The organism is Arthrobacter terricola, assembly GCF_004354015.1.
Lineage (GTDB): Bacteria > Actinomycetota > Actinomycetes > Actinomycetales > Micrococcaceae > Arthrobacter > Arthrobacter terricola.
On the sequence record NZ_SMRU01000016.1, the window covers coordinates 63169 to 86349 of the forward strand.

At 65.2% G+C, this 23181-nt stretch carries 22 protein-coding genes; 7 read left to right on the forward strand and 15 right to left on the reverse strand.

Annotated features, from left to right (window positions below; translation table 11 throughout):
• Nucleotides 1-12 precede the first annotated feature (12 nt).
• A complete protein-coding gene (locus E1809_RS14310; protein ID WP_133204913.1) occupies nucleotides 13-3678 on the forward strand; it encodes an RCC1 domain-containing protein in 3666 nt (1221 codons plus the stop codon).
• Between the two features lie 11 nt (nucleotides 3679-3689).
• Here E1809_RS14310 and E1809_RS14315 read toward each other — a convergent pair whose 3' ends face one another.
• From E1809_RS14315 to E1809_RS14370, 12 genes are all read right to left on the reverse strand, one after another.
• Entirely contained in the window at nucleotides 3690-4511 is an 822-nt protein-coding gene (locus E1809_RS14315) for an IclR family transcriptional regulator domain-containing protein (RefSeq protein ID WP_133204914.1), read from the reverse strand.
• Nucleotides 4512-4534: 23 nt separating this feature from the next.
• Nucleotides 4535-5215 (reverse strand): 3-oxoacid CoA-transferase subunit B, encoded by a 681-nt coding sequence (locus tag E1809_RS14320; RefSeq protein WP_133204915.1) that lies wholly within the window; start codon nucleotides 5213-5215, stop codon nucleotides 4535-4537.
• 1 nt (nucleotide 5216) lies between these two features.
• Nucleotides 5217-5876 carry a 3-oxoacid CoA-transferase subunit A gene (locus E1809_RS14325; RefSeq protein ID WP_133204916.1) on the reverse strand — a complete coding sequence of 220 codons (660 nt, stop codon included), beginning with the start codon at nucleotides 5874-5876 and terminating at the stop codon, nucleotides 5217-5219.
• A gap of 5 nt (nucleotides 5877-5881) precedes the next feature.
• A complete protein-coding gene (locus tag E1809_RS14330; protein WP_133204917.1) occupies nucleotides 5882-7099 on the reverse strand; it encodes a thiolase family protein in 1218 nt (405 codons plus the stop codon).
• 28 nt (nucleotides 7100-7127) lie between these two features.
• Nucleotides 7128-7574: a 4-carboxymuconolactone decarboxylase gene (gene pcaC, locus E1809_RS14335; protein WP_133204918.1), complete on the reverse strand. Its 447-nt coding sequence runs from the start codon at nucleotides 7572-7574 to the stop codon at nucleotides 7128-7130.
• Nucleotides 7571-8374 (reverse strand): alpha/beta fold hydrolase, encoded by an 804-nt coding sequence (locus E1809_RS14340; RefSeq protein ID WP_133204919.1) that lies wholly within the window; start codon nucleotides 8372-8374, stop codon nucleotides 7571-7573. Before E1809_RS14340 ends, pcaC begins: the two co-directional genes overlap by 4 nt.
• Nucleotides 8367-9839, reverse strand: a complete 1473-nt coding sequence (locus tag E1809_RS14345; protein WP_133204920.1) for a class-II fumarase/aspartase family protein — start codon at nucleotides 9837-9839, stop codon at nucleotides 8367-8369. The genes E1809_RS14340 and E1809_RS14345 overlap by 8 nt, the downstream gene beginning before the upstream one ends.
• Complete coding sequence (gene pcaG / locus E1809_RS14350) at nucleotides 9836-10426, reverse strand: protocatechuate 3,4-dioxygenase subunit alpha (protein WP_133204921.1); 591 nt, start codon at nucleotides 10424-10426, stop codon at nucleotides 9836-9838. Before pcaG ends, E1809_RS14345 begins: the two co-directional genes overlap by 4 nt.
• Before the next feature lie 4 nt (nucleotides 10427-10430).
• Nucleotides 10431-11303, reverse strand: a complete 873-nt coding sequence (pcaH, locus tag E1809_RS14355) for a protocatechuate 3,4-dioxygenase subunit beta (RefSeq protein WP_133204985.1) — start codon at nucleotides 11301-11303, stop codon at nucleotides 10431-10433.
• Nucleotides 11304-11338: 35 nt separating this feature from the next.
• Nucleotides 11339-13267: a bifunctional sugar phosphate isomerase/epimerase/4-hydroxyphenylpyruvate dioxygenase family protein gene (locus E1809_RS14360; RefSeq protein ID WP_133204922.1), complete on the reverse strand. Its 1929-nt coding sequence runs from the start codon at nucleotides 13265-13267 to the stop codon at nucleotides 11339-11341.
• Entirely contained in the window at nucleotides 13267-14166 is a 900-nt protein-coding gene (locus E1809_RS14365; RefSeq protein WP_133204923.1) for a shikimate dehydrogenase, read from the reverse strand. Before E1809_RS14365 ends, E1809_RS14360 begins: the two co-directional genes overlap by 1 nt.
• Before the next feature lie 163 nt (nucleotides 14167-14329).
• Nucleotides 14330-15100 (reverse strand): IclR family transcriptional regulator, encoded by a 771-nt coding sequence (locus tag E1809_RS14370; RefSeq protein WP_133204924.1) that lies wholly within the window; start codon nucleotides 15098-15100, stop codon nucleotides 14330-14332.
• Between the two features lie 209 nt (nucleotides 15101-15309).
• Between E1809_RS14370 and E1809_RS14375 the strand changes: the two genes are divergently transcribed.
• Entirely contained in the window at nucleotides 15310-16629 is a 1320-nt protein-coding gene (locus E1809_RS14375) for an MFS transporter (protein ID WP_133204925.1), read from the forward strand.
• A gap of 182 nt (nucleotides 16630-16811) precedes the next feature.
• On the forward strand, nucleotides 16812-17048 hold the full coding sequence (locus tag E1809_RS14380) for a hypothetical protein (protein ID WP_133204926.1): 237 nt from the start codon (nucleotides 16812-16814) through the stop codon (nucleotides 17046-17048).
• A 19-nt stretch (nucleotides 17049-17067) separates the two neighbouring features.
• On the opposite strand, the gene E1809_RS14385 is transcribed toward E1809_RS14380, so the two are convergent.
• From E1809_RS14385 to E1809_RS14395, 3 genes are all read right to left on the reverse strand, one after another.
• Nucleotides 17068-17355, reverse strand: coding sequence for a MoaD/ThiS family protein (locus E1809_RS14385; protein WP_133204927.1), 288 nt, complete (start codon nucleotides 17353-17355; stop codon nucleotides 17068-17070).
• A gap of 8 nt (nucleotides 17356-17363) precedes the next feature.
• A complete protein-coding gene (locus tag E1809_RS14390) occupies nucleotides 17364-18554 on the reverse strand; it encodes a WD40/YVTN/BNR-like repeat-containing protein (RefSeq protein ID WP_133204928.1) in 1191 nt (396 codons plus the stop codon).
• A 110-nt stretch (nucleotides 18555-18664) separates the two neighbouring features.
• Nucleotides 18665-18865, reverse strand: coding sequence for a hypothetical protein (locus E1809_RS14395; protein WP_133204929.1), 201 nt, complete (start codon nucleotides 18863-18865; stop codon nucleotides 18665-18667).
• Nucleotides 18866-18969: 104 nt separating this feature from the next.
• On the opposite strand from E1809_RS14395, the gene E1809_RS14400 reads away from it, so the two are divergent.
• From E1809_RS14400 to E1809_RS14415, 4 genes are all read left to right on the forward strand, one after another.
• Nucleotides 18970-19533: a universal stress protein gene (locus tag E1809_RS14400; protein WP_133204930.1), complete on the forward strand. Its 564-nt coding sequence runs from the start codon at nucleotides 18970-18972 to the stop codon at nucleotides 19531-19533.
• 384 nt (nucleotides 19534-19917) lie between these two features.
• Nucleotides 19918-20334, forward strand: a complete 417-nt coding sequence (locus tag E1809_RS27870) for a metal-sensitive transcriptional regulator (protein ID WP_285895689.1) — start codon at nucleotides 19918-19920, stop codon at nucleotides 20332-20334.
• A gap of 52 nt (nucleotides 20335-20386) precedes the next feature.
• On the forward strand, nucleotides 20387-20626 hold the full coding sequence (locus E1809_RS14410) for a heavy-metal-associated domain-containing protein (protein ID WP_235835602.1): 240 nt from the start codon (nucleotides 20387-20389) through the stop codon (nucleotides 20624-20626).
• Nucleotides 20627-20698: 72 nt separating this feature from the next.
• Entirely contained in the window at nucleotides 20699-23086 is a 2388-nt protein-coding gene (locus E1809_RS14415) for a heavy metal translocating P-type ATPase (protein ID WP_251600041.1), read from the forward strand.
• Nucleotides 23087-23181: the final 95 nt, after the last annotated feature.

Genomic DNA, 23181 nt, shown 5'->3' on the forward strand with positions numbered 1-23181 from the left:
TTCGGGGATTTCATGGTTTCTTTGCGTGCAAGGCTGCGCCGAAAGGCCGCAGGGCTCGCCGTTGCCTTGGGTGTTGTGCTGGTGGTTTCGGGACTCGCCGCGCCGAGCGCAGTCGCTTCGGTCGAAGGGGGACCGGCAACCACGCCCGTCGCGGTGACGGGGACCTCGTGGCAGCCGAGCACCCCGGGCGCGTTCATTCCCATATCGCCTGCCAGGCTTCTCGACACCCGCAATTCCGCGCCGGCGGGCCCGGACGGAACTGTGTCCTTCCAAGTGGGCGGCGTCAACGGCATTCCGGCCAACGTCGCCGCCGTGGTCTTCAACCTCACCGTCACGGCCCCGCAGTCCTTCGGGTTCATTACGGCGTACGCCTCGGGCGGCAACCGGCCGAACGCGTCCAACGTGAACTTCTCGAGCGGCCAAACGATCCCGAACTCGGTCACCGTTCCTGTGGGCGCCGACGGGAAGGTTGTACTCTTCAACCGCTCGTCAGGCACCACCCAGCTCATTGCGGACGTTTCCGGCTACTACCTCCCGGGAACACCCACGGCCGCGGGAGCGTTCGTCCCCATCACCCCGGCCCGGCTCCTGGATACGCGCGGCTCCTCCCCTGCCGGTCCTGACGGGACGGTGTCCTTCCAAGTCGGCGGCGTCGCCGGCATTCCCGCGAACGTTTCCGCGGTGACGTTCAACCTCACGGTGGTGAGTCCGACGTCGTTCGGGTTCATTACCGCCTACGCTTCCGGAACGCCGCGGCCCAACTCGTCCAACATCAACTTCGCGGCCGATCAAACCGTGCCGAATTCGGTGACAGTGCCAGTGGGCGCCGACGGCAAAGTGGTCCTCTTCAACCGCTCCTCCGGTGCCAGCCAACTGATCGCCGACGTCGCGGGCTACTACCTTGCCGGGACCCCGACGGCGCCCGGCGTCTTCGTTCCGATAACGCCCTCGCGGCTCCTTGATACGCGAAACAGCGCACCCGCCGGTCCTGACGGTATTGTGTCCTTCCGCGTGGGCGGCGTGAGCGGGATCCCCGCCAGCGCGGCAGCAGCTGTCTTCAACCTCACCGTGACAGCCCCGCAATCGTTCGGGTTCATCACCGCCTACGCCTCCGGAACCCCCCGCCCTAACGCGTCCAACATCAATTTCTCGACGGGCCAGACCATTCCGGGCTCCGTCACCGTTCCCCTCGGTGGCGACGGAAAGATCGCCTTGTTCAACCGCTCCGCGGGCGCCACCCAGTTGATCGCCGACGTCGCGGGCTACTTCCTCGCCGGATCGTCAAGCAGCTCTCCGAGCACGTGGGGCGACAACCGCTCGAGCCAACTCGGCAACGGGACCGTGCCTTACGTTGCCGCCCCGGCGGGTATCTCCGGCTTGTCCGGTGTCACGGCGATCGCGGGCGACGGCGCCACGACTTTCGCGTTGTTGTCTGACGGGACGGTCCGGGCGTGGGGCTACAACGGGCAGGGCCAGCTCGGCAACGGCACCACAACCGACAGCGGTAGTCCGGTGCAGGTCAGCGGGCTATCTGGAGTCACATCCATCACGATCAACGGCCGCACGGCATACGCCCTGCTGTCCGATGGGACCGTCCGGGTGTGGGGAGACAGCGCCGCCGGCCAGCTCGGCACCGGCGTCACCTCCAGCAGCACGCCGATCCAGGTTCCGGGGCTCTCCGGCGTCGCGTCCATCACGGCCACCTATAACGGAGCGTACGCCGTGCTGCGTGACGGAACTGTGCGATCGTGGGGCTCCAACTTCGTCGGCCAACTTGGCAATGGCACCACCGGCACGGGCAGCAGCACGCCGGTCCAGGTCTCCGGCCTCACCAGCGTCGCATCGATTACGGCCAGCGATTTCACGGCGTACGCGCTCTTGTCCGACGGCACCGTCCGCGCCTGGGGAGACAATTCGAGCGGCCAACTCGGCAACGGAAGCTCCGCTAACAGCAGCAACGTTCCCGTGCAGGTCTCCGGCCTTAGCGGGGTAATGTCCATTGTGGCGAGCAACTCGAACGCGTATGCCCTCCTGTCCGATAAAACGGTGCGGTCGTGGGGCGTGAACGGATCGGGCGAGCTCGGCAACGCAACCACGAGCGACAACAACAGCCCCGTCCGCGTCCAAGGCTTGAGCAACGTCGCATCCATCACCGCGAGCAAAGGCACCGGGTATGCCGTCCTGGGCGACGGGACCGTCCGGGCATGGGGCGCCAACCAGGCCGGGCAACTCGGGAACGGAACCACCACTAACAGCACCGCCCCCGTCCAAATCCCAGGCATCACGGGCGCAGCCTTTGTCTCCGTGGACAAAGCAAACTCCACCACGATGGCCGCGTATGCCGTACTTCGCGACGGAACGGTCCGCGCATGGGGACTCAACCAGGCCGGGCAGCTCGGCAACGGATCCACCAACAACAGCACTAGCCCGGTGCAAGCGAGTGGTGTTGCCGGAGCGACCGCCATGACGGTTGGGAGGGGAACGGCGTTCGCGTTGCTGGCCAACGGGACAGTCAGCGCGTGGGGCGACAACTACAATCGCCAACTCGGCGCGTCCGGATCGACCTCGTATAGCAGCGTGCCGGTTGGCGTAGCGGGACTCAATGGGATCTTCATGGCAGCCCAAGGCCAAACCACGAAGTACGCGGCGCTCACGAACGGATCCGTTTGGGCGTGGGGCGGAAACGGATTCGGCCAGCTCGGCAACGGTACGACGACGGATAGCAGCGTTCCCGTCCGGGTCACCGGATTGTCCGGTGCCGTCTCCGTGGCCGCGAGCGGGAGCACGGCGTACGCATTGATGGCAGACGGCACAGTGTGGGCTTGGGGCGACAATTCGTCCGGACAGCTGGGCAACGGAACACAGACCAACAGCAACACTCCGGTCCAAGTCACCGGGCTCAGCAGCGTGGCCGCCATCACCGTCAACGGCGGATCGGCCTACGCGCTGCTGAGCGACGGCACGGTCCGCGCGTGGGGATCCAACCAGTCCGGCCAACTGGGCAACGGAACCACGACGGATAGCGCCGTCCCTGTCCAAGTCCAAGGCCTGGCTCGCGTTTCGACGGTCTCGGCCAGCTACGGCAGCGCATGGGCGGTACTGGCAGACGGGACCCTCCGGGCCTGGGGGTTCAACGGCTACGGCCAGCTTGGCAACGGGAGCAAGTCCAACAGCAGTGTCCCGGTCCAGGTGAACGGGCTCGCCGGCGCAGCGTCCTTCGCGGCGAACGGCGGAACGGCGTACGCAGTCCTCCGGAACGGAACGGCCTGGGCGTGGGGCTTGGGAACTTACGGCGAACTCGGGAACGGCAGCACCGCCAACAGCAGCGTTCCCGTCCAGGTCCAGGGCCTCACTGGAGTTGCCAGCATTGCCGCCAGTGAAGTCTCAGCCTTCGCGGTGCTCACGGATGGAACGGTCCGGGCCTGGGGCGCCAACTGGTATGGCCAACTTGGCAATGGCACCATCACGAACAGTTCCGTTCCGGTCCAAGTGCAGGGCCTCGCAGGAGTGAAATCCCTCAGCGCCAGCATCTACGATGTCTTCACGCTGCTCAGTGATGGAACGGTCCGCGCCTGGGGCTACAACGCCCAAGGCCAACTCGGCAACGGCAACACAATCGGCAGCACCGTGCCCGTGCAAGTGCAGGGCGCGGGCGGCGTGACGAGCCTGTGGATGTAGGCGGACGCGTCCTAGTGCTTCGCCGCGATGTCCGCCGAGATCAGGCCGGCCGTGCGCACGATTTCATCGCGGACCGAGTCTACATAGGCCTCAGGATCCGGCTGGGCTGCGACGTTCTGGGCCTGGAGCGAGACGTTGACGGCGGCCACCACCTTGCCGGCCGCGTTGCGCACCGGCGCTGCGACGGACATGAGGCCCAACTCCAGTTCCTGGTCCAGGACGCACCAACCTTGGGCACGCACCCTGTCCAGCTCAGCCAGTAGCTCCGCACGCGACGTCAGGGTTCGCGGAGTGAGGGCCTTGAGCTCCACCGAGGACACGTACTCCTCGAGCTTCGGTCCCGGGAGGTCCGCCAGGAGGACGCGCCCCATGGACGTGGCATACGCCGGGAAGCGGGTTCCTACAGTGATTCCCACTGTCATGATCCGGCGGGTGGCCACCCTCGCCACGTAGAAGATATCCGCACCGTCCAGCACGGCGGCCGACGTCGACTCCCCCAGCTTCACGGACAGCTCCTCAAGGTGCGGCTGCGCGAGCTGGGGCAAGGACAAAGCGGACAAATACGAGTAACCAAGCTGCAGCACCATCGCCGTCAGCGCGAAGGTCTTGCCGTCCGTGCGGACGTACCCCAGTTCCACCAAGGTGTGCAGGAACCGGCGGGCCGTGGCCCGGGTAAGGCTGGTCCGCGCCGCCACTTCGCTGAGCGTCATGACGGGGTTGGCGGCGTCGAATGCGCGGATCACGGAGAGCCCGCGGGCCAGTGATTGAACGTACTGGTCGCTCGCCTGCGGCGAACCGGCCTGCGGCCCTCCGGATACTGCTGCGTCGGTCATGGTTACCAATCTTATGGGTCGTTTCAAACCCCGACGGCGGCCACAGCCTTGAGCGGGACCGGCACCAGGGCTTGGAGTTCTTCGAGGGTGCAGCCGAAGGTTTCGCGCACGCTGACGCCGTCCGGTCCGGTGAGGAACACGGCTTTGTCCGTGTACACGCGGGTCACGCAGCCGACGCCGGTCAACGGGTAGCTGCACTGTTCCACGAGCTTGGAGGCGCCGTCGCGGGTCAGCAGGGTCATCATGACGAACACGTCCTTGGCACCGGTGGCCAGATCCATGGCTCCGCCGACGGCCGGGATGGCGTCCGGCGCCCCGGTGTGCCAGTTGGCGAGGTCGCCCGTGGCCGAAACCTGGAAGGCGCCGAGCACGCAAATGTCCAAGTGTCCGCCGCGCATGATCGCGAAGGAATCGGCGTGGTGGAAGTACGAAGCGCCCGGGAGTTCGGTGACGGGGATCTTGCCCGCGTTGATGAGGTCGCCGTCGATCTCGTCCCCATGCGCTTCGGGGCCCATGCCGAGCATGCCGTTCTCCGTGTGGAGGGTGATGTTCTGCTCTTCGCTGAGGTAGTTCGAGACGAGGGTCGGCTGCCCGATGCCCAGGTTCACGAACGAACCGGGTGCGATGTCCCTGGCCACGAGGGCGGCGAGCTCGTCACGGCCAAGCGGCGTTGCCGACGTCTGCACATTGGTCTGGATGCTCATATCAGGCCACCTTCACAATGCTGTTGACGTAGATTCCCGGGGTCACCACGTTTTCCGGGTCCAAGGCGCCGATCGGGACGATCTCGGAGACCTGCGCAATGGTGTGTTTCGCCGCGGCGGCCATGATCGGCCCGAAGTTCCGCGCGGTCTTGCGGTACACGAGGTTGCCTTTGCGGTCCGCCTTGAGTGCCTTGATCAGCGCGACGTCGGCATGGATGGGTGTTTCGAAGACCTGCCATTTGCCGTCCAGCAAGCGGGTTTCCTTACCCTCGGCGAGCATGGTGCCGTAGCCGGTGGGCGTGAAGAACGCGCCGATGCCGGCTCCCGCGGCGCGGATCCGCTCGGCCAGGTTGCCTTGGGGAACCAGTTCGAGTTCGATTTCCCCGGCCTTGAACTTGGTATCGAAGTGCCACGAATCGGACTGTCGCGGGAAGGAGCAGATCATCTTCCGGACCCGCCCTTCCTTGATCAGCAACGCCAAACCCTGATCGCCTTGGCCGGCGTTGTTGTTCACCACGGTCAGGTCCGTAGCCCCCGAATCCAGGAGCGCGTCGATGAGTTCGAACGGCTGCCCGGCGTTGCCGAAGCCGCCGATCATGACGGTGGATCCGTCCTTGATGTCGGCAACAGCTTCGCCCACTGTGTCAATGAAATTCAGCATCGCGTCTAGCCCTTCACTGTTTGTGCCGAAATTCCGGCAGTGACGTTCTCCAGCACCACGGCCAGGCCCTGCCCGACGCCGATGCAGATCGCCGCGACGCCCCAGCGCTCCCCCGAGGCCTGCAGGCTGCGCGCCAAGGTTCCGAGGATCCTCGTGCCCGAGGCACCCAGCGGGTGGCCCATCGCGATCGCGCCACCGTGCCGGTTCACGATCGTCGGGTCGATCCCCCACGCGTCGATGCAGGCCAAGGACTGCGCGGCGAACGCTTCGTTAAGTTCAACGGCGCCAACCTCCTCCCAGCCGATGCCCGCCTTCGAGAGGGCCTTGTTCGCCGCTTCCACCGGTGCGAAACCGAAGAACTGCGGATCGTTGCCGTGCGCGCCGCGACCGGCGATCCGGGCCAGCGGGTCGAGCCCCAGCAGCCCGGCGGCACTTTCGCTGCCGATCCACGCCGCGGAGGCGCCGTCGGACAGTGGCGATGCGTTACCCGCGGTGACCGTGCCGGATTCCTCGGCCCGGAACACCGTCTTCAATCCGGCCAGCTTCTCCGCCGTAGAACCGGCGCGGATCCCCTCGTCCCGGACAAGGTCTGTTCCCGGAACTGCGGTCACCAGGTTGTCGTAGAACCCTTCGTCCCACGCCGCGGCGGCGAGGTTGTGGGACGCGGCGGCGAACTCGTCCTGCCGCTCCCGGCTGATGCCGTACTTCTCCCGCAACCGCTCCGTGGCCTCGCCGAGGGAAACGGTCCACTCTTTCGGCATGGCCGGGTTCACGAGGCGCCAACCCAGCGTGGTCGACGCCAACGTCATGTCGCCGGCCGGGTAGGGCTTGGCCGTCTTCGGCAGCACCCACGGGGCGCGGCTCATCGATTCGGCACCGCCAACGAGCACCAGATCGGCGTCGCCGGCGTTGATCTGGCGCGACGCGATGATCGCGGCATCCAGCGATGAACCGCACAAGCGGTTGACGGTGGTCCCCGGAATCGACGTCGGCAGGCCAGCCAGCAGCGTGGCCATACGGGCGACGTTGCGGTTCTCCTCGCCCGCGCCGTTCGCGTTGCCGAACACCACCTCGTCGATCCGCTCAACATCCAGTCCCGGAGCGCGCTTGACCGACTCACGCACCACGTGCGCCGCGAGGTCATCCGGACGGACCCCCGCAAGGCCGGCGCCGAACTTCCCGAAAGGCGTCCGCACGGCGTCGTAAACAAAAGCCTGGTTCATGTGTTCCTCAAATTCTCGTTGGCCCCGGCTAGCGGGCGTCCTCGTCCAGCGCGGCGAAGACCTGTTGCGCGGTTTTGAATGCGGTGTTGGCGGAGGGTACTCCGCAGTAGATGGCGGTCTGCAGCAGGATTTCCTTGACTTCGTCCCTGCTTAGTCCGTTGGTCATGGCGGCGCGGATGTGCATGGCGAGTTCTTCCCAGTGCCCATGCGCAACCATGGCAGTGATGGTGACGGCCGAGCGCATGCGCCGGTCGATCCCGGGCCTGGTCCAGATGCCGCCCCAGGCGATCCGGGTGATCATGTCCTGGAAGTCGTCGGTGAATTCGTCCTTGTTGGCGTTCGCGCGGTCAACATGGGCGTCGCCGAGCACTTCGCGGCGGACCACCATGCCGGCGTCGTAGATTTCCTGCGAGGTTGCCCCGCGCTGGACCGCGCCTTGCGATTCAACTGCGCCCAGCGCAGAATCGTGGCTCATTTTCCGATCCCTTCCATGAAGTTCCGCATCAGGTCCGCGACCACGGCAGGCGCCTCCGCGGGCGCAAGGTGCGCGACGCCGTCGAGCGCTACCGACACGGCTGACCCGCCGCCGGCGTTGATTCCCGCCGCCGTTTCTTCAGCGAACGACGGCGGAACCACCGTGTCCTCGACGCCGGCAATCGCTTGGGTCGGGACAGTAACGCCGCCGAGTTCGGAGCGGACATCGAAAGCGGCGAGGGCTTCGCAGCAAAAGGCGTAACTGAAGCGGTCGGCATCGCGCAGGGAGTGCAGGAGGCGGCTGCTGACAGCGGGCTCGCGGTCCATGAACCCAGCCGCGAACCAGCGCTGCGCCGAACCCTGGATCATCACGGCGGTGCCCTGCGAACGGACAACTTCGGCGCGTTCCAGCCAGCCCTCCGGTGTGCCGATCTTCGCGCCGGTGCATTGCACGGACAGGGACTTGAGCCGTTCGCCGTGCTTGATGCCCAACTGCAGGCCGGTGGCGCCGCCCAAGGAAACACCGGCGTAGTGGAACCCCGCTCCGGGCGCGATCGAATCCACCAGGTCCACTACGGCTTCGGCCAACTCGGCGACGTTGAACGTTTCCGAGGCCGCGGGCGAGACGCCGTGGCCGGGAAGGTCCCAGCCGACAACGTCGAACTCGTTGCCAAGCAATGTTGCCGCCTCGGTCCAGAGCACCGTGGACGTCCCGAGCGATGGCCCCACCACCAAGAGGGGCTTTTCGCCGAGGGTCCGTTGCGGGGACAGCAGCACGGCCTTGATCTTGGGCTTAGCCACGGTTGGCCTCCTTCGGAATCCGGGTGGTTACAGGGTTCCCGGCATACTCCGGGAAAGCAGCGAGGATGCGACGGGCGATTTCGACGGCCTCGCCCACGTAGTTCGCGGGGTCCAGCAGCGCGTCGAGTTCGGCGTCGGAAAGCTTGTCCGCGGGCACCACTTCGCGGAGGAGCCTGGCGTACAGCAGGGATTGCTCCTCTTTCTCGGAGTGTGTACCCGCGGGGGCTTGGAGCGTTTCGTCGACGACGGCCTGCAGCCGGGCTTTCGCCTCGCCGTGGTCCGTGTCGAGGAGCGGTACGACGACGGCCATCACCTTCTCGCTCAAGAGCAGCGGCCCGGAAATGTCCAGGTTCCGGCGCATGGCATCCGGGAAGACACGCAATCCGCCCGCGAGCTCCTTGAGTTGGGCGGCTGCACCCAGGGTGAGCCTGAGGAGTTCGCGCAAGGCCGGCCACTCGCTGTGCCACGCCCCGTCCGGACGTTCGTCGTTGAAATTCGCGGCAGCAGTGTGCAGTTGTGCCGCGAGGCCTGGAACCTGGAGCGCCGCGCTACGGACAAGGATGGAAAGGACCGGGTTCTGCTTCTGCGGCATGGCCGAGGAGCCTCCGCGGCCCGCAGCCAGGGGCTCGCCAAGCTCTGCCACTTCGGGCCGACTGAGGAACAGCACGTCGGCGGCCATCTTGCCGAAGGAGTCCGACAACGCCGCCAAGGCATCGCCTACCGCGGTCACGGCGAGGCGGCTGGTCTGCCACGGAGCCGGAGCCGAAGCCAAGCCAAGCTTTGCGGCCAAGGAGTCGGCGAGGTCGAATGGGCTCAACCGTGAGTTGCCGGTGAGTACCGCGGCCGAGGCCAAAGTTCCTCCAGCCCCGCCGAACTGCACCGGAAGCTCAAGTGATTGCAAGCGGCGGGCGGCGGCGGCGATTCCTTGGAACCACTGCGCGGCCCTCAGCCCGAACGTGAAGGGGAGCGCGTGCTGGGTCAGGCTCCTGCCCACACACAGCGTGTCCGTATGGTGTTCCGCGAGGGCGGCGAGCGCCGTCGTCGTTCCCTTTACTTCGGCGAGCAACGTGCCGCGGACGTTGCGGATCATCACCATGAGCGCGGTGTCCAGCACGTCCTGGCTGGTCAGGGAGGTGTGCACGGCGGCGCCGGCACCGACGTGGCCGCGTTCCGCGTCGGCGGTTTTGACGTTCTTCCGGAGTTCGGCGAGGAGCGGGATGACCGGGTTTCCGCCACCTTGTGCCCGTTCGGCGATCGAGGCGACGTCGTAGTGCGCCGGATCCGCGGCGTGGGCAACCACGGCGGCGGATCCCGCGGGAGCCAGCCCGGCGTCTTCAAGCACGGACGCCCAGGCGGCCTCGACGGCGAGGATCGCAGCGACGACGGCGTGGTCCCCGGTCAATGCGGCAACCAGGGGCGACGCCGATACCGGGCTGAGGAGCCCGAAATCGCCGTCGATGTTCATTTTGAGGTGCCTTCGACGTGTTCGAAGTCGAGGAAGACGGTCTCGTCCTTGCCCTGAAGTCGTAGGTCCCACGTGAGTCCGCCATCGGCGTCGCGGCGGGCGATGAGGGTCTTGCGGCGCTCGGGTTCGAGCGAGCTGAGCAGCGGATCGGCCGCGAGGGCTTCCTCGTTCTCCGGCAGGTAGATGCGGGTGAACAGGCGGTTCATGAGGCCGCGGGCGAAGACGGCCACCGAGATGAACGGCGCCGCCGCCGGTTTCCCGGGGATCGCCGGGGTGGTGCCGGGATTGACTGTGGTGAAGGTGAAGACGCCGGAGTTGCCGACGGAAGCGCGGCCCCAGCCGGTGAAGGTGTAGCCGTCGCGGACCAGGGAGCCGGTGCGCTGGACCACGTTGCCGTGGGCGTCGGGCTGCCAGATTTCCAGGATGGCGTCGGGGATGGTTTCGCCTGCGCCGTCGTACACGGTGCCTTGGAGGCGGATGCTTCCGGGGCTTCCCGGGGCCAGGAGTTCGTTGTCCTTGGTGAACGGGAGGGCGTAGCCGTAGAACGGGCCCACGGTCTGGCCGGGAGTGGGGGTCAGCTTGCTCATGTTCCTACTCCTCGTCCGCGGCGTCGCCGTATGCTTCGTTTTCGGTCCAGGTCCGCTTCGACCCGGTCAGGACAATGTCCCAGTTGTAGCCAAGGGCCCATTCGGGGCTCGTCAGTTCGTGGTCGTACGTGGCCACGAGGCGGTCGCGGGCGTCTTGGTCCACGATCGACTGGTAAATGGGATCCAGCGGGAACAACTGGTCGCCGGGGAAGTACATCTGGGTGACGATGCGCTGCGTGAAGTCCGTGCCGAACAGGGAGAAGTGGATGTGGGCTGGCCGCCACGCGTTGAGGTGGTTCTTCCACGGGTAGGCGCCGGGCTTGATGGTGGAGAAGCGGTAGGAGCCGTCCGGTCCGGTGATGCAGCGTCCGACGCCGGTGAAGTTCGGGTCGAGCGGCGCCGGGTGCTGGTCGCGCTTGTGGATGTACCGGCCGGCGGCGTTCGCCTGCCAGATTTCCACGAGCTGTCCCGCTACGGGGCGGCCGTCGCCGTCGAGCACTTTGCCCTGCACGATGATCCGTTCGCCTTGCGGTTCGCCGTTGTGCTGGATGGTGAGATCCGCTTCCAGCGCGTGCACGTCCTGGTGCCCGAACGCGGGCGAGAACAGCTCGATGGTTTCCGGATCCGCGTGGTGCAGGCTCTTGGTGGGGTGCCGCAGGATGCTGCTCCGGTACGGGGCGAAGTCGAGCCGGGGCTGCGTCTCGGGCTCGGCACCGTCCTTGAGCGCCCGCGCGTAGGCCTCGCCGATCGCCTTCATCTCGGCGCTGAGGTCCGCTTGAGTCTCGACGGCGGTGTCCAAGGGAGCGTGCCCGGCATGCGGTTCAGCCGCGGGTACGAGCTCGTCGTCTTGGTGATGCCCGGCGTTTGCGTCTAGCAGCACGGCCGGCTCCTTTCGGGTGGGTTTCGTTCGGTTTAGTTGCGGTGCAGGTGGTCGTATTGGACGGCGTGGCGCACGGGAGCGTTGGGGGCTCCGTAGCCGTCGTAGTTGCCGCGGCGCTCCACCATTTCGAAGAAGACGCTGCCCACGGTGGCCGTGTAGAAGTGCAGGAATTCGCCGTTGGCATCCCGGTCGTAGAGGAGGTTGAGTTCCTTGAGGGTGGCCAGGAAGTACGGGTCCAGGGCGAAGCGCGCGTCCAAGTCCTCGTAGTAGTTGGCCGGAATCTTGAGGAACTCGAGACCGCGGTCTTGCGCTGCCCGCGCGGTGGCCACGAGGTCCTGAACCGCGAAGGCGATGTGCTCCTGGTAGGTTTTGCGGCCGCCGTTGCCTTGCTGGCCCGGTTCCTGGTGAAGCAACGGCGCGAGGTTCAGGACGAGGCGCACGGAACGGTCTGAGGTCTGCATCACTTGCGAGCGCACCAGGCCGCTGGGGCTCGGCACTTCGGCAAACGGCTGTGGTTCCAGCGTGAGCGCGCTCGTGTAGAAGAGGACGGCCTCGTCGAAGTGCTGCCACGGCTGGGCCAGGTTCACGTGGTCAATCACTGCCGGGTCCGCGGCGTCGCGGTGTTCCGGGCCTTCGCCGAATTCGCTGCCTTCACCAAATTCGCCAGTCCAGGCGGCGGTGCCGTCGGGGTTGCCTTGGCACAGGAAGATCTCCGTGGAGTCCGGGGCGGCGATGCCTTGGAAGACTTCTTCGTCGGCTTGGACCTTGCGCGGTACCACGGGGGCCTTGAGTTGCTGGGCACGGGCTGAGGCAATCACGGGGGAATCGACATCGAACCCCAACGCCGTGATCGCCGGCTCACTGTGCGACGGCGCTTGTTCGTTGATGATGACGCGTGCGTGGCCCATGGACCAGAGCTGGACGTCCTTGGTGCGGTGGCGGCCGTCGAATTCGAAGCCAAGCTGGCCCAGGAGCGTTTCGAGCTGCGCGGGTTCGTCGGTCTTGACCTCGGCGAAGTTGAAACCGGCGGGTTCGGCAACCTTGGGGAGCGTGGCCAGTTCCATCGGATAACGACGGCGCCCTGCCGCCCGGGTGCCCGTGTCACCGTTGCTGCCTCCCGCCGTCGTGATCGCCGGGTTCGCTTCGAGCCACTTGGCGCTCTGTTCCTCAAGCCAGATCAGCGAGCGCATGGCGTCGACGGCGGTGCGTTCGACGTCGGACTGCCGGAAGACATCGTTGAAGACCTCCAACGAGACCGGACCGGAGTAGCCGGCGCGGACAACGTGGCCCATGAACTTCGCGAGCTCGAACTGCCCTTCGCCCGGGAAGACGCGGTAGTGGCGGCTCCAGGACAGCACGTCCATGGAAAGTTTCGGCGCGTCGGCCACCTGGACGAAGAAAATCTTCCCGGTCTGGATGTCCTCGATGGGCGCGGTGTCCCAATCGCGGGAAAGGATGTGGAAGGAATCGAGGCACGTGCCAAGGTGCGGGTGGTCGACGGCGGACACGAGGCGGTGCGCGTGCTCGTAGTCATTGACGTATTTGCCCCAGGCGAGCGCTTCGTACGCCACTTTGACGCCGTGTTCGCCGGCCAGCGCGGCGAGTCGGGAGAGTTGCTCGGCCCGGAGGTCGTCGTCGTCGATCGTGGCGGTTCCCACGTTGGTGCAGACCAGGATGGTGTCCATACCGAGGCGGGACATGAGCTTGAACTTCGCGTCCGCCCGGCGCAGGTTCTCTTGCAGTAGGTCCTCGGAGACGCTGTCGAAGTCGCGGAACGGCTGGTACAGGTCCAGGCTGAGCCCCAGGTCGGCGGCCATCTTCCGGATGTCCTCCGGGCTCAAGGACGAGGTGACCAGGTCCTGTTCAAAAATCTCGATGCCGTCGAAGCCCGCGACCGCGCAGGCTTGCATCTTTTCCTTGAGCGTTCCGGACAGGCAGACCGTGGCGATTCCCGTGCGCATCAGTGACCCGCTCCCGCGAGCGCCTTGGCTTCTTCGGCGCCTACAAGTTCCAGGAAATGTGCCCGCATCCGTTCGGGATCGGCGTCGCGGCCTGTGAAGATGCGGAAAGCGTCGGCGGCCTGGCCCACTGCCATCCGGCCGCCGTCGAGCACCCGGCAACCCTTGGCCTTGGCTTCGAGGACCAGCGCGGTTTCGATCGGACGGTAGACGATGTCCGCTACCCAGTGGCGGGATTCCACGAGGGACATGTCCAGTGGCAGGCCGGGGTGGGCGGCCATGCCCACCGGGGTGCAGTGCACCAAACCGTCGGCGAGCGGCATAAGCTGCGGCAGCTCCGCCGTCGTGCGCGCCGTTATTGTCCGGTCCGGGAACAAGGCGGAAAGCTCGACGGCGCGCTCCGCACCGCGTGCGGGATCCACGTCCACGAGGTCCAGCGTCTTCACGCCGGCGGCGAGGAGCGCGTACGCGACGGCGGAGCCGGCACCTCCGGCGCCGAGCTGGACGACGCGCTCCAGTCCGGCATCGGGAAGGCCGCTCTCGAGAGCGGAACCGAAACCGGAAAAGTCGGTGTTGTGGCCGATGAAGCGGCCGTCTTCGATCAAGACCGTATTCACCGCACCGAGCCGGCGCGCGTCGTCGGAAATCTCGTCAAGGAACGGCAGCACCAGTTGCTTGCACGGATGCGTGATGTTGAGGCCGTTGTAGCCGAGCCGGGACGCGGCGACCAGCAGGTCCCCGACGGCGGAGCCCGGCAGGGAGAGCTCCAGCAGGTCGATGGGCCGGTACAGGTAGCGCAGCCCCTGGACGTCGGCCTCCCTCTCATGCATGGGCGGCGTCAGCGAAGGGGTGACGCCTTCGCCGATAAGGCCCACCAGGAAGGATTCGGCTCGGTTGCTCATACTTCATTGCTCCTTTGACAACTGCACCTGCGGATCGGCTGGCGCTGGCTTCCATGCGTGGCGCGGGCCGCTTCGTCGGGCGTTATGGATCAGACTACACAAAATGTTCATATATTGCACTAGTGTTCTTATCGCGAACAAAAGTGGCACGCAGCAAGCGCCTTTAGCGCTGCGGCAAGCGGTCCGCGAGCTCGGCGGCCGCGCTTTTCAGCAAGGGGACGACGGCGATGAGCTGCTCCACTTCCATCCGGAACACCGGGACTGCCGTGGCAAGCGACGCGAAAGCGATTCCCTGTGAGTTGAGCACGGGCACGGCGACGGCGCGCATGCCCACCTCGTTCTCCTGGTCCATAAGGGCATAGCCCCGGCGGCGGGTCTTCTCGATCTCCTCGCGGAAAACCTCCCGGTCCGTGATGGAGAATTCCGTGAGCGGCTCGAGTTCGATCTCTTCGACCAGTTCCTTGCGTTCCACCTCGTCGGCAAAGGCAATCAGCGCCTTGCCGACCGCCGTGGTGTGGAGCATTCCAAGATGCCCGGGATCACTCGTGACCCGGAACATCTGGGGTCCGTCCACCTTGTTGACCGTGAGGTGGTGGTGGCCATCGCGGACGGAAAGGATGGTGGCTTCGCCAGTCCCTTCGGTGACGCGCTGCAAGATGGGCCGAGCCGTGCCGGCAAATCCGTGATGGTTGGACACCCGCTGGCCCAACTGGAAGACGCGAAGCCCCAGGTGGTAGCGGCGGCCATCGGCCTCGTAGTCCACGAATCCATCGCGGGTAAGCGACCCCAGCAGCCGGTAGGTGGTGCTGAACGGCAAGTCCGCCTGGCGCGCCAACTCGGAAGCGCTCGCCCCCTTCGGCTCGTTGCCAAGCAATACGAGGAGGCCCAGGGCCTTTCCGATCATGTCGGTTTTTGTGTCTTCCTTCACATCCATAGCTAAATGCTCCCACATCGTGAGAGCTATATCTAGATGGTGAGTAAATCTCTTGACAAGTGACTGTGCTCACAGCCATCATTGCTGTATCGCACAAGTAGCTCTCACATTGTGGCTACATTGTGAGTTTCACTGCCGGAGCCCCGATCAGCGTTCAGGCACGCAATATCCAGCCAGATGCGACATCGCCGTCACACCAAAGGAACACCATGAGCCACACGATCCCGTCTACGGAGCCGGGCACTGCTGCCACTGCAGGAACGCCGAAGAAGGCCGCTCTCGCCAGCTTCCTCGGCAGCGCCGTCGAGTACTACGACTTCTTCATCTTCGGTTCGGCGGCGGCCTTGATTTTCCCGCACGTCTTCTTCCCCAGCGCGGATGCCAACGCGGCAATCATGTCGTTCGCGACGTTCGGCTTTGCCTACGTCGCACGTCCTGTCGGTGCGATCATCCTGGGGCACTTCGGAGACCGGATCGGCCGCCAGCGCGTACTCATGTTCACCCTCGTCCTGATGGGCGGCGCAACCTTCATCATCGGCTGCCTACCCGATTTCAAGGCGATCGGATGGTGGGCACCTGCACTCCTGGTCTTTGCGCGCCTCTGCCAAGGACTTTCCGCCGCGGGCGAGCAAGCCGGCGCTTCGTCCATGACGCTTGAACACGCTCCGGACAACCGCCGTTCCTTCTTCACTTCGTGGACCCTGACCGGAACCCAGGGCGGGCAAATCCTCGCCGCCCTGATCTTCATCCCCGTGGTCGCCCTGCCCGACGACGTCAAGTACAGCATCGGCTGGCGCATCCCGTTCTGGCTCAGCGCCGCCGTCGTCGTCGTTGCCGTTCTCATCCGACGCACCCTGCACGAGCCGCCGGCGTTCGAAGAAGCTAAGAAGAACAACCAGATCGCCAAGCTCCCGGTTGCCGACCTCCTCCGCCAGCACTGGGCCGACGTCCTCCGCGTTGTCTGCTGTGCCTTTATCGCCGCCGTGAGCACTGTCTTCGGCACACTGGCCATTGCCTACGCCAAGGACGTGGCCCACGTGAACAGCACCATCACCCTGTGGCTCGTGGTCGTCGCCAACATCGTCGCCCTCGGCACCCAGCCCGTCTTCGGCACGCTGGCCGACCGCATCGGCCGCAAGCCCGTCTTCATCTACGGCGCAATCGCCAGTGCGATCATGACCCCGGTCTTCCTCCTGACTCTCGAAGGCGGCAACGTGCCGCTCATGTTCCTCGTGTCAGTGGTCTACTTCTCCATTGGATACGCCGCCGCCAACGCCGTCTGGCCTTCCTTCTACGGCGAGATGTTCAGCACGAAGGTCCGCTTCTCCGGCCTGGCCATCGGCACGCAGCTCGGCTTCCTCATGGCAGGCTTCGCCCCGGCAATTGTCACCGCCATGGGCGGCACCAAGGCTGGCGGCTGGGTCCAGATCAGCGTCTTCACCGGCGTCATCTGCATCATCGCCGCTGTCTCGGCCCTCACGGCCCGCGAATCGTTCAAGACCCCGACGGCGCAACTCGGCTTGAAGTAAGGGCCCAGCTTTACCCTTCCACGATCCATCGCCGCGTACGTGTCGTTTTGACCACTCAAAACGACACGTACGCAGCGATGGATTTTTTCGTGCTCCTAACCCGCGCGAAACCACTGTGCAACATTGCCCCGCCACACTGGAATAGCCGGCAAACGCAGGCAGCTCCAGCCAGGGAGGCCATCATGTTGAAGGATGTATCCGCGAAGCCCACACGAATCCGTACACTTGACCAGCTGCACCGCGGCGACCAGATCGAAGCCCGCCTCTCCGTCGGCCCCTCCTACGATGACGTGGTCATCCGCAGGGGCAGCGTCCAGGAGACGGCCCCGGGCATCGGCGTCGTCTGGATCATGGATCAGCTGACCGGCCTCCGCAAGGCCATCAATGCCGACGAATGCACAGTCTGGCGCGTGGCCTGAGCCGCCCGCACCCCGGTTTTCAGCCGCCGGCCACGGATTGGATGATCAAAACCTCCTGGCCGCCCACAACCTCAGTATCCAGGCCCTTGAGACGACGAACCTCCTCGCCATTCACGTAAATATTCACGTAGCGGCGGAGGGACCCGGTTTCGTCCCGGAGCCGACGGGCCAGCACCGGGTAATCCCGGGTGACGGCATCGAGCAAGCTTTCCACGGTCACAGCGCCGTCGGCGGGTGTAGTCAGACAGGACTGCCCGCCGGCGAGCGGCTGGAGAACGCTCGGCAAAACAACCGTAATGTCAGGCAAGGCCGGTCCTACGCCGGAAGACTCGTCGTGGCCGCGGCGGCGGCCTGCTCGACCGCTTCCTCGACCGCCTCCTCGGGTGTACCCCCGGTGGCGGGGACGCCGGAGACAACAGCGGCGCGGACACACAAGACATCCGGGAGATGTGAGGCAACCTCCTGGAACGTTTCGCCTTCGTCATCGCTGGCGTAAACCGAACCACCACGGGTTCCGAAGTACACCCCGACGGGTTCAGCAGTATCCACCGAGGCCGCGTCACGGAGCACCGCGTTGTATTCGTGGTCCGGCAACCCCACGTCCAAGCGCTTCCATGTATGTCCAGCATCGTCCGTGCGATGGACCGCGAGCCGGCCGTCCGGCGGGATCCGTTCGCTATCCGCTTTGATGGGCACCACCCAGGCCGTACCCTCACGCCGCGGGTGTGTGAGCATGACAAAACCGAAATCCGCGGGCAGGCCCTCGGCGATCGAAACCCAGTTCTCGCCGTTGTCATCCGTGCGGTAAACGCCGTGGTGGTTCTGTGCGTACAGGCGGCCTTCGACGACGGCATCCGCAGCGATCTTGTGCACGCACTGGCCAAACTCGGGGTTGGGATCCGGCATGAAGTAGGCCGAAATCCCCTTGTTGCGCGCCTCCCAGGAGGCACCGCCGTCGAGCGATCGGTAGACGCCGCCAGTGCTCATGGCGACGTGGACGTTTTCCCCGGACGGATTGACCACGATCGAATGCGCCGCCGCACCGCCATACCCGGCTCCCCAGTCGCTGTGGTGCGGGTGCTCCCAAAGGCCCCGATTGAGCTCAAAGTGCTCGCCGCCGTCGGTGGACTTCCACACCGAGATCGGCTCGCAGCCGGCCCACACGACCCCCGGCCTCGCGGCGGAATCGGGGTAAATCTGCCAGATCCGTTCAAGCGCGGCATCAGTGCCTTCGGGAAACTTGATGGCGCCTTGCTCGGGCTCGGTCCACGTTGCGCCGAGATCGTCGGAATGGACCACGGTGGGCCCCCAGTGTTCGGAGCGCACGCCCACCATGATCCGCGGGGTGCCCCCACGGGTATCTATCCCGATGCTCGGGATCTCACTCATGAGGAAATGCGGGCCGGAAAGGGACCACTGTTTTCGGTCTGAGCTGCGTGCCAGCCACAGTCCTTTTTTAGTCCCGATCGCTAAGACATAACTCTCTGCGGTAGCCATGAACCCCATGCAACCATCACCGTGCGGGAGCCGCAACGGTTTTTATGCGCTGGCTCGGCGCCGAGTATTGGCGCTGGCCGTTGGCGCCGAGTATTGGCGCTGCGCTGGCGTGAGCCAGGTTAGTCGACGAATTCGGACTGCGTCTCGATGAAGTCCCAATCCGCGTCGCTGAGTCCGCCCGCGAGGTCATCCGGGTGCGGACCGCCTGCATCGGCTATGCGTTGCAGGACTTCCAGCGGAATTTCCGTTGAACGGAGGTTCTCCCGCAGCCACTCCTTGCTATTAACGTCAATATCCAGCCACCACATGAAGATCTCCACGTGGACCACCCCTTCCTTTGCAGTTACAACGCTAGGCCTGCGTGAGGTGCTCGACAAGGCCTTGCGAAGCTGTTCAAACCTGGTCTCCGAAGCAACAATTGAGTATGGCCTCGGAGAGTTTCAGTGGTCGCGTTCCTTTGGTGCTCGGCGTCTTACCGGGCCAGCATCCCCATGTTCTCCGCACGGCGCGGGACCTCGCCCTCAGCCTGGCCGCCCCCTTGGTCTGTGCCTACGTGGATGAGGCAAGCTACCTGGTGGAATGGGACCCCACCAAGGAAACGCACCGCATGTCGCTGCACCCAGGGAAGGTGGACGCCGACCTCGCGGCCGTGCGGACCGAACTCCGCACCCAGATCCAGGAGGCCGCGGGCGAAGCTCGAGTGGACTGGACGCTGCGCCTTCTTGCCGGCGATCCCGCACGCGCCATTGGCCGGCTGGCCGACGACATCCAGGCTTCCATGATCATTCTCGGGTGCCCCGAGCCCGGGCTGGGGCACAGGATTTCCGAAGCCTTCAACGGTTCAGTCGCCACGTGGCTGACGCGACATCAGAGCCGGCCCGTGCTTTTGGTCCCAATCCCCCGCCACGAACGCCGCAGTTCCCACGATCCCGCCGCGCCAAGCACGGATCGCCGCGAGGCTCCTCCCGGCCCGGAAAAACTAAAGTGAAAGTAGTAATTCAGATCGGTAGCGGAAGGCCGTCGGGCCACGTAAGCTGATTGTCAGCAGGAACCGCAAAGAACCTGCTCCAAAGTCCGCTCCGGAGTGCGTATCCCCCAATAACGCACTCCGGAGCTCTTTTTTAACGCGCGTGCTGGCTGCCGCTGCGTGGCCCCAGGACCCCCATGGATCGCTGCCGGGAGGCCCGCTCCTGACCCTGTTTGGCCCGTTAAAGGCCCGCAAAATCACGACTCGCCGTGTCGCAAGCGCTTTCCCAATTCAAAGAGGGTCAGGAAGCCGGCGCCTCCATTGTTGCCCAAGGATTTGCGCTAGGTTTTACATACCCCCTGGGGGTACTTGAACTAATACCCCTAGGGGGTATAGCTTAGGACCATGAGCACGGTTGAACTGAACCCGCCGGAAACTAAATCGGTCGACGTGGAAACTGTCGACGTGAACGCCGTGGACCTCGCGATTGGCCCCACGGGTGTTCAGGTCGAGGATGGGACCCATTCGCCACACGGCTACTCGAGTCACAAGGACGCCTACCTGAAGCGCCTCAAACGTATCGAGGGCCAGGTGCGCGGCATCGCGCGCATGGTTGAAGACGACAAGTACTGCATCGACATCCTCACCCAGGTCTCTGCGGTCACCAAGGCACTCCACGCCGTGAGCCTCGGCCTCGTTGAGGAGCACATCGGCCATTGCGTTGCCGGAGCGGCTTCCGAGGCAGATCCCGATCTTCGAGCCGAGCAAATCGACGTCAAGGTCAAGGAGGCAACCGATGCCATCGGGCGCCTGCTGCGGTAACCCCGCAAGCAATCACCACCCCACCATCCAACTCACCACCAAGGAGCACACAATGGGCCGCACCGCCACCATCCAGACCAACGTCAGCGTTTCCGGCATGACCTGCGGGCACTGCATCTCGGCAGTCAGCGAGGAAATCGAATCCCTGGCCGGTGTGGAACTGGTTGAAGTCGACCTCAACCCCGGCGGGCTCTCCAGTGTCACCATCACTTCTACCCAGGAGCTGTCGCCGGCTGAAATCGGCGAAGCTGTTGCCGAAGCCGGCTACCTGGTAGTTGCCAATGAGGCCTAGGGGCCACTCGTGACCAACCAGGACATCTTGCACCAAGCGGGAACGCGCATACTCGAGCTCGACATCGAAGGCATGACGTGTGCATCCTGCGTGGCCCGCGTTGAGCGGAAGCTCGGGAAGCTTGAAGGCGTCGAAGCGTCGGTCAATCTCCCGCTCGAGTCGGCGCAAGTCACCGTCCCCGCCAACATCACGGACCAACAGATCGTGGACACCGTCAAAGCCACCGGCTACAAAGCCCGGATCCGCGGAGCGGGACCCACCGTGCCCGCGGCGGACGTCCAGCTCGACGTTCCGGAGCATCACAATCACGACGCCGGAACGCAGCTGAACGGGATTGCCCACCACGTCCCTGCCGGACATGAACATAACTCCGGCGGAGGCACGGGCGGCGACCATATGTCCCATGGGCCGGCCGCACATCAGTTGCGCCCTCGCCTGATTGTCGCAGCAATCCTGACGATCCCGGTTTTCGCCATTTCGATGGTTCCCGCCTTCCAGTTCCCCCAGTGGGGCTGGGTCGCCGCGGTCTTGGCCCTTCCTGTAGTGAGCTGGGCCGCGTGGCCGTTCCATCGCGCCGCAGCCATCAACGCCCGGCACTTCGCCTCGACCATGGACACCCTCGTCTCCATCGGCGTACTTGCCGCCTACGTCTATTCGTCATGGCAACTCCTCGCCAACCCCATGCTGACGGAATACCCCGGCATGGAGTCGATGCCGGGCATGGGCGACATGGGAAACATGGGGGGAATGAGCGGCGGCTTGTACTTTGAGGTTGCCGCGGTCGTGACCACGTTCTTGCTCCTGGGCCGCTATCTCGAAGCCAACGCCAAATCCAAGGCGGGCGACGCCCTCAGGGCCTTGCTTGATTTGGGAGCCAAGGAAGCAACCGTGCTGCGCGACGGCGTCGAGCACAAGATCCCGGCCGAACACCTCGTGGCCGGAGACGTCTTCGTGGTCCGCCCCGGCGAGAAGATCGCCACGGACGGCGTGGTGACGGGCGGCGCATCCGCCGTCGACGCTTCGCTGGTCACGGGTGAATCCGTGCCGGTCGAGGTCGGCCCCGGCAGCCAAGTCACAGGTGCCACCATCAACACATCCGGACGGTTGATTGTCCAGGCAACACGCGTCGGCTCGGACACCACCTTGGCGCAAATGGGACGGCTTGTCAGTCAGGCCCAGACGGGAAAAGCCCCGATTGCACGGCTCGCCGACCGAATCAGCGCGGTCTTTGTTCCCCTTGTCTTGGTGACCGCTGTTGTCACATTCGTGCTTTGGTTCGTCCTGAGCGGGGATCTCAACGCGTCCTTCACGGCGGCGGTGTCTGTACTGGTCATCGCGTGCCCGTGCGCTTTGGGCCTCGCGACCCCTGTCGGGCTTCTAACCGGAACCGGCCGTGGCGCCCAACTCGGCATCCTCATCAAGGGACCCCAAGTCCTCGAGGATACCCGCACCGTGGACGCAATCCTCCTGGACAAAACGGGTACAGTCACCAGCGGCAAACTCGCCGTGGGTGGCACGATTGCGCTCAACGGCCACTCCCCTGCCGATGTCCTGACTCTCGCGGGCGCAGTCGAGGCAGCGTCCGAGCATCCCATCGCCCACGCGATTACAGCCGCCGCCACCTCGGCGTTGCCTGGTACCGGTTCGCTGCCGGCCGTGAAGGACTTCGATTCCGCTCCGGGCGGCGGCGTCCGCGGGGTCGTCGCGCTGAACGGATCTCGTCCCGGCGATGCAGGGATCGAGGATGAAGGGATCGAGCACGAGCAGCTGGTCCTGGCTGGCCGAACCGCTTGGTTGGAACAGAACGGGATCTTCCCCGATCCGGCCCAACAGGAGGCATTTGCCGCCGAAGAAGCACAAGGCGCAACTGCCATCTGGGTAGCCGTTGACGGAACACCTGTCGGGATTGTGACACTGAGGGACACCATCAAACCTGGATCGGCCGCCGCTATCGCGAAGCTCAAAGAGCTCGGCATCCGTCCTTTGCTACTGACTGGCGACAATGCCGCGGTCGCAGCCCAGGTGGCTGCCGCCGTCGGAATTGCTCCGGAGGATGTGCGGGCGGGCGTCCAGCCCGAAGGGAAAGTGGAAGCCGTTCGGAACCTCCAAAGCCAAGGCTCCACGGTGGCCATGGCAGGAGACGGAGTCAACGACGCCGCAGCCTTGGCCCAAGCCGACCTCGGCATTGCGATGGGTTCCGGCACGGATGTCGCCATCGAGGCTTCCGACCTGACAGTCATGGGAAGCGATCTCGGTCAGCTGGTTCAGGCCATCGAACTATCGCGGAAGACACTCGGCACCATCAAGACGAACCTGTTCTGGGCGTTCTTCTACAACGCGATCGGAATCCCGGTGGCAGCCTTGGGCCTTCTCAACCCAATGATTGCAGGAGCGGCCATGGCGGCGAGCTCCGTCCTGGTGGTCGCGAACTCGCTGCGCCTGCGCTCCTTCGGGAGGTAGCAGTTCGAGCGGTAGCTGTTCGGACGGTAGCCGTGCCAGTTCGGACGGTAGCAAGCGCAGGGCCGGCGGGTCTGCCCACTTCGGGCGGCACGCCG